Annotated in this window: 9 protein-coding genes; all 9 read left to right on the top strand. The window is 75.6% G+C overall.

The annotated features are described in order from the left end of the window. The first annotated feature begins 110 nt into the window (after positions 1-110). The 9 genes from ACWEMJ_RS03770 to ACWEMJ_RS03730 all read left to right on the top strand — a co-directional run bounded on the left by ACWEMJ_RS03770 (position 111) and on the right by ACWEMJ_RS03730 (position 6600). On the top strand, positions 111-965 hold the full coding sequence (locus ACWEMJ_RS03770) for a S8 family peptidase (protein ID WP_452135312.1): 855 nt from the start codon (positions 111-113) through the stop codon (positions 963-965). A 40-nt stretch (positions 966-1005) separates the two neighbouring features. Beyond that, positions 1006-1626 carry a GAF domain-containing protein gene (locus tag ACWEMJ_RS03765; RefSeq protein WP_452135311.1) on the top strand — a complete coding sequence of 207 codons (621 nt, stop codon included), beginning with the start codon at positions 1006-1008 and terminating at the stop codon, positions 1624-1626. A 66-nt stretch (positions 1627-1692) separates the two neighbouring features. Next, positions 1693-1857: a hypothetical protein gene (locus tag ACWEMJ_RS03760; RefSeq protein ID WP_452135310.1), complete on the top strand. Its 165-nt coding sequence runs from the start codon at positions 1693-1695 to the stop codon at positions 1855-1857. A gap of 78 nt (positions 1858-1935) precedes the next feature. Next, positions 1936-2103: a hypothetical protein gene (locus ACWEMJ_RS03755; RefSeq protein WP_452135309.1), complete on the top strand. Its 168-nt coding sequence runs from the start codon at positions 1936-1938 to the stop codon at positions 2101-2103. A gap of 71 nt (positions 2104-2174) precedes the next feature. Continuing rightward, positions 2175-2336 carry a hypothetical protein gene (locus tag ACWEMJ_RS03750; protein WP_452135308.1) on the top strand — a complete coding sequence of 54 codons (162 nt, stop codon included), beginning with the start codon at positions 2175-2177 and terminating at the stop codon, positions 2334-2336. Positions 2337-2353: 17 nt separating this feature from the next. Then, entirely contained in the window at positions 2354-2524 is a 171-nt protein-coding gene (locus ACWEMJ_RS03745; protein ID WP_452135307.1) for a hypothetical protein, read from the top strand. A gap of 17 nt (positions 2525-2541) precedes the next feature. Further along, positions 2542-2715, top strand: coding sequence for a hypothetical protein (locus ACWEMJ_RS03740; protein WP_452135306.1), 174 nt, complete (start codon positions 2542-2544; stop codon positions 2713-2715). 32 nt (positions 2716-2747) lie between these two features. Beyond that, complete coding sequence (gene lanKC, locus ACWEMJ_RS03735; protein WP_452135305.1) at positions 2748-5327, top strand: class III lanthionine synthetase LanKC; 2580 nt, start codon at positions 2748-2750, stop codon at positions 5325-5327. A gap of 4 nt (positions 5328-5331) precedes the next feature. After that, on the top strand, positions 5332-6600 hold the full coding sequence (locus ACWEMJ_RS03730) for an MFS transporter (protein ID WP_452135304.1): 1269 nt from the start codon (positions 5332-5334) through the stop codon (positions 6598-6600). Positions 6601-6626: the final 26 nt, after the last annotated feature.

The raw sequence follows: 6626 nt of genomic DNA, 5'->3' as shown, positions 1-6626 counted from the left end.
GCCGCGTCCGTCGCCGCCGCCCGCTTCGCCGCCAAGGGCCACCGCCCGGGCGTGCGGCTCGCCGAGTCGCTGGCCGGCGACCACCGTTCCCGCAGAGAGGCGGCTTCGCGATGACGACCGTGCCCGAGGCCGCGTCCCCGCGCGGGCTGACCTGGTACCTGGCGGACCGGACCGTCGAGGACGTCCGGCTGGAGGCCGACGCGCTGCCCGGGCGTCCGGCGCCGGGCGCGCTGGTCGGCGGCTCCGGCCGCGGGGTGCGGGTGTGCGTGGTCGATTCGGGCGTGGACGCGACCCATCCGCTGGTCGGCGCCGTGGCGAGCGCGCACGTGGTGCGCCGGGGCGAGGACGGCGGCATCCGGGTCGATCCGCTGGACGCCGACGACCCGGGCGACCTGTGCGGGCACGGCACGGCCTGCGCGGGCATCGTCCGGCGGGTCGCGCCGGACTGCGAGCTGCACAGCGTCCGGGTGCTCGGCGAGCGGTTCACCGGGCGCGGCGACGTGCTGCTGGCCGGCCTGCGCTGGGCGGTCCGGCAGGGCTTCGAGGTGATCAACCTGAGTCTGTCCACCACCCGCAGCCGGTACGTCGAGGACCTGCACGTGCTGGCCGACGAGGCGTACTTCGGGCGCAGCGTGATCGTCGCGTCCGCGCACAACACGCCGGTGGAGAGCTTCCCGTGGCGGTTCTCCTCGGTGGTGTCGGTGGGCAGCCATCCGGTGGCCGACCCGGATCTGCACCTGTACAACCCGCGGCCGCCGGTGGAGTTCTTCGGCCCCGGCATCGATGTCGAGGTGGCCTGGCCGGGCGGCGGCACCGTGCGCAGCAGCGGCAACAGCTACGCGACGCCGTTCGTCGCGGGCCTGTGCGCGCGGATCCTGTCCGGGCGGCCGCGGCTGACGCCGTTCCAGTTGAAGCACGCCCTGTACCTGTCCGCAGCCAACGTCCGCGTCGGCGGCGACCGGTGAGCGCCGGTCCGTTCGGCGCGAGGAAGGGACCGTGGTCGAGATGACCCAGCCAACCGCCCCCGCAGCGCCCTCGACCGATCCGGTGGTGGCGGAGCTCCTGCAGTCGGTGGTCGACGTGGCCCGCGCGATCTTCGGCGCGCAGGCCGGCTCGATCCTGCTGCTCGACCACCACTCCTTCGAGCTGGTCTTCCAGGCGGTGTCGGGCCGGGGGCAGGAGTTCCTGATCGGCCGCCGCTTCCCGGCCGGGCAGGGCATCGCCGGCTGGGTGGCGGGTTCGGGCGAGCCGATGATCGTCGACGACCTGCGGCGCAGCGCCTCCTTCGACCGGGCGGTCGCCGAGTCCACCGGGTACGTGCCGGACGCGCTGATGGCCGCGCCGCTGGTGCACGGCGACCGGGTGCTGGGCGTCCTGGAGGTGCTGGACCCGGCGCCGGGGCCGACCCGGGCCGCGCTGCCCGAGCTGGAACTGCTGGCGCTGTTCGCCCGGCAGGCGGCGGTGGCACTGCGGGTGGCGGTGGACGGCGCCGCGACGGCTCCGGCCGCCGACGAGCGCGACCGCGCGGTGCGGCTGCTGGCGGAGGTGCAGCGGCTGATCGGCGACCGCCCGGAGCGGTGGGGCACCGGTTGTACCGACCCTGAACCGGGCTCGTACCGGCCTTGAAGCGAGCCCAACTAGCTTTGTTCTCAAGGCAGTTGAGCCGGATTCCCGCCAGCGAAGGAGACCACGATGAGCGTCGAGCAGACCCCCGAGGAGAACGCCGCCGAGACCGAGGCCGTCCTCTCCCTCCAGGAGACCGAGACCGGCGACGAGGTCGAGGCGCACGGGGGGGCCAGCACCTACAGCCTCTTCGCCTGCACCGGCACGGTCACCCCCACCAAGACCCAGGTCTGACCCTCCCGGGGCCGGGCCCGCACCGATCCGGCACGGACCCGGCCCCGGGCCCTCCCAGCGACCGCCGAGGAGACCGCCATGAACGTCAGCCCCACCGTCACGGACGCGGCCGAGACCGCCGCCGTGCTCTCCCTCCAGGAGACGCCCGTCGCCGAGGCCGACCACCAGGGCCCGGAGCAGGCCTACAGCTCCTGGAGCGTCGTCACCTGCCACATCCGGCTGCCCGGGACGAACACCCAGCCCTGAGCGGCGCGGAGCCACCACCGTGTCCCGCCGGGCCGATCGAGCCCGGCGGGACCACCCATCGGGAGACCGCCATGAGCACCGATCCGATCCGCGAGGACGCCGCCGAGACCGAGGCCGTCCTCTCGCTCCAGGAGACCGAGGCCGGCGACGAGGTCGAGGCGCACGAGGCCAGCACCTGGACCATCGGCTGCAACATCACCGTCACCAAGACGCTGCCCCCTACCGAACTCTGACCCCCGGGAGGCCACCGGTGAGCACCGACCGCACCCGCGAGAGCGACGACGCCGAGACCGAGGCCGTGCTCGCGCTCCAGGAGACGCCCGCCGCCGCCGACGACGTCGAGGCGCACGCCGCCAGCAACACCAGCGTGGTCATGTGCCCGACCACGCCCACCAACCCGACCCACCCCACCCTGTCCTGACACCCGGGAGGCCGCCGATGAGCACCGACCCCACCCCCGAGAACGACGACGCCGAGACCGAGGCCGTGCTCTCGCTCCAGGAGACGTCCGCCACCGCCGACGAGGCCGAGGTGGAGGCGCACGGGGCCAGCCTCTACAGCACGTGGAGCATCACCTGCGTCGTCAAGCCGCCCACCCCCACCGCCGTCTGACACCCCGCACCCACCGGACAAGGAGAGAGTTCATGGCCGAGGCGCTGGCGGAATTCACCGTCGCGGACCGGGAGTACTACGAGCCGCTGGACACCGCCGCGCCGCAGGGCGACCCGTTCACGCCGGGCCGGCCCGCCGAGGGCTGGCGCGGGAAGGCGGGCGGGATCTGGACCATGTGGCGACGGGAGGGGATGCCGGAACTGCCCGACGACGGCTGGAAGGTGCACGTCTCGGCGCGCCGGTCGCGGGCCGCCGCCGTGCTGGACACCGTCGCCGCGATCTGCTTCGCGCAGGACGTGGCGTTCAAGCACCTCTCCACCGACCACTGGTACTGGTGGCTGCACCGCAAGCACGCGTCGAGGCCGCAGAGCGGCAAGTTCATCGCCGCGTACCCGGTGGACGCCGACGCGGCCCGCCGGCTGATGGAGGCGCTTCGGGAGGCGCTGGACGGCGAGCAGGGTCCGCTGATCCTGACCGACCGGCGCTTCCCCGGCAGCGACACCGTGCAGTACCGGTACGGGGCGTACCGGGGCCGCGACGAGGTCGACGCCGACGGCAACCGCACCTCGCTGACCCGGGACGCCGACGGCAACGCCGTGCCGGACAAGCGCGGCGCGTCCTTCCACCTGCCGCAGGGCCTCACCGACCCGTTCGCCGCGGCCGCGCCCGATGCCGCACCCCGCCCCGAGGGGCCGGTCGTGCTGCGCGGGTTCTCGATCGAGGGCGCGATCGTCCACTCCAGCGGCGGCGGCACCTACGAGGGGCTGGAGGTCGCCACCGGCCGCAAGGTGTTCCTCAAGGAGGCCCGCCCGTTCCACGGCCTCGGCGACGGCGAGGACGACGCGGTCGTCCGGCTGCACCGGGAGTGGCGGACGCTGACCACCCTGCACGAACTCGCCCCCGGCCTCGCCCCGGAGCCGATCGCCCTGTTCACGGCCGGCGGGCACGAGTTCATGGTCACCGAATTCGTCGAGGGCAGGTCGCTGAACCGGATACCGCCGTCCAGCCACCCCCTGATGAAGGTCGACAGCACCCCCGACGACTACGCGGCCTACTACGCGCGCTGCGAGCGCATCCTCGCCTCCGTCGAGGCCGCGATGGAGCGCCTGCACGCCCTCGGCTGGACGTTCCAGGACGTCAGCCCGGCCAACGTGCTGGTCACGCCCGAGGACGACATCCGGCTGATCGACTTCGAGACCGCCTGCGGCCCCGACGACACACCCGACACGATGGGCACGCCCGGGTTCGTCCCGCCGCAGCACATCGTGGACCGCGACGGCCGTACCGCCAAGGACGACTTCGGCGTCAGCGCACTCGCCCAGACCCTGGCGGGCTGCCTGCCGCTCACCGTCGGCCACTCCCCCGACACGCTCACCCACTTCCACCACGACCTGGCCGAACTCGCCCCGGTCGCCGAGACCTTGTGGAAGCGCGCCACCCACTACTATCCGCCGAGCGAGTCCCCGGCGCTGCCCTCGCCGCAGGAGGTCGCCGCCGACCCGCTGCGCCACCTCGCCGAGCTGCGCGGCGCCGTCGCGGCGGGCCTGCTCGCCGCCGCCGACCCGGAGCACCCGGTGCGGACCTTCCCGACCGTCCCGCAGGGGTACGCCACCAACACCCGGTGCGTGCTGTTCGGCGCGGCGGGCGTGCTGCACGCGCTGAACCGCTGCGGCATCGCCGCACCCGAGGGCGCGCTGGAGCGGCTGCGCCGCGACGCCCTCGCCGACGCCGAGCAGCTCGCCCCCGGCCTGTACGTCGGCCTCGCCGGGATCGCCTGGGTGCTCGCCGAGCACGGGCTGCTGGAGGAGGCCCGGAGCCTGCTCGACACCGCCGACGCGCACCCGCTGACCGGGCGCAGCGCCACCCTGCACGGCGGCGCGGCCGGCCTGGCGATGGGCCACCTCGCGCTGTACCGGCACACCGGCGACGCGCACCACGCCGAACGCGCCCACGCCCTGCTGGCCGCCCAGCCGCACGGCGCGGACCTGGTCGCCCGGCTCGGCCGCGACGACGCCACCGGCCTGCTGCACGGGCGCGCCGGACTGGCCCTCGCCCACCAGCAGTTCGCCCAGGTCACCGGCGACACCTCGCTGCTCGCGCGGGGCGTCGACCTGCTGCACGCCGAACTCGACCGGGCCACCGACCCGGACGCGGCGGGCCTGCTCTTCCCGATCTCCACCGGGGACAAGCGGGCCATGCCGTACCTGTACTGCGGCTCGGCGGGCCTGGTGCACGTCGCCACCCGGTACCTGCGCGCCGTCCCCGACGAGCGGCTGACCGAGGCCCTGCCGCGCCTGCTCGCCCCGCTGCACGGCGCCCACACCGCGCTGCCGGCGCTGTTCGCGGGCGGCGCCGGGTTCGCGTTCGTCCTCGCCGAGCACGCCCTGCTGACCGGCGACGAGGCCTCGCGCGCCGGGGCCGTCCGGGCCGCCCGCCGGCTGTACAAGCACGCGGCGCCGCAGGAGGACGGGACGGTGCGCTTCCTCGGCTTCGGCCTGCTGCGGTACAGCACCGAGCTGTGGACCGGCTCGGCCGGCGTCCTGCTGGCGCTCGACCAGGTCCTGGCGCCGCGCACCGACCTGCTGTTCACCCTCGACGCACCGGCGGAGTGAACCCGTGGCCCGCGACCTGACCCTGTACTGGTGGGGGCAGACCGCCTCCACCGTCGGCTCCCTGTTCACCGCCGTCGCGCTGCCCGTGGTGGCCGTCGTCCACCTGGACGCCTCCCCCGGCCAGGTCTCGCTGATCGGCGCGGCGGGCACCCTGCCCGCCCTGCTGTTCGGCCTGCCCGCCGGGGTGCTGGCCGACCGGATCGCCCGGCCCCGACGGGCCCTGATGCTGCTCGACGCCGTCTCCGCGCTGGCGATCGCCGCGGTGGCCGCCGCCGTCGCGGGCGACGTGGTGTCGATCCCCTGGCTGGTCGCCCTGGCGCTGGTGTCCGGGGCGGTGTCGGTGGTCACCGAGGTGGTGTACTTCCTGCACCTGGGCCAGGTCGTCGAGGCCGGCGCACTCACCAGGGCGCGGGCCCGGCTGCAGAGCGGCCAGCTCGGCGCGGGCCTGGTCGGCCGGCTGCTGGCCGGCCCGGCGATCGTCGCGTTCGGCACCGCGACGGCGCTGGCCGTCGACGCCGTCAGCTACCTGCTCAGCGCCGCCGCGCTGCTCGCCATGCGCCCCGTCGCCCCGCGCGAGCGCGCCCCGCGCACCGGGCCGTCCACGTTCCTGCGCGACGCGCTGGTCGGCGGCCGCCTGCTGTACCGCAACCGGTTCTACCGGGCGCTGCTGCTGATGCTGGCCGCGCCCGTGGTCACCGGCGCGGGCAGCGGCGCGCTCGGCGGGCTCTACCTGCTGCACACCCTGGCCGTCCCCACCGGCGTGTACGGCCTGGTCGGCATGGCGGCCGGGCTGTTCGGGCTGCTCGGCTCGACGCTGGCCGGGCGGGTGCTCACCCCCCGGCACGACGCCCGGCGGGTGGTCGTCCTCAGCTACCTCGGCGGGACGCTGTGCGCGCTGCTGTACCCCGCCGCCGGCGGTCCGCTGCCGCTCGCCCTGGCGGTGGCGGGCCTCGGCGCGGGCGTGCCCGCCCTGTTCGGCGCGGTCGCCAACATCGCGCTCAGCCCCGTCCTGGTGGCGGAGACCAGCGAGGACGCGCTCGGCCGGGTCAGCGCGACGCTGCACGTCCTGGTCGGCGCGCTGGGCCTGGTCGGCGCGCTCGCCGGCGGCCTGCTCGGCGACCTGCTGGGCGTCCGCGCCGCGCTGTGGGTGCTCGCGGCGGCCGGCGCGGCCGCCGTCCTGGTCACCGCGCCGCTCGCGCTGCGGGTGGTCCGCGCGCTGCCCGCGCCGGGCGGACCGGCCGCCCGCGAGGAGGCCGCCGCCGTCACGCCGTGAGCATCCGCGCACACACCGTCGCCACG

It is taken from the genome of Kitasatospora sp. NPDC004531, from assembly GCF_053602195.1.
This window is presented reverse-complemented; position numbering and strand designations above follow the sequence as displayed.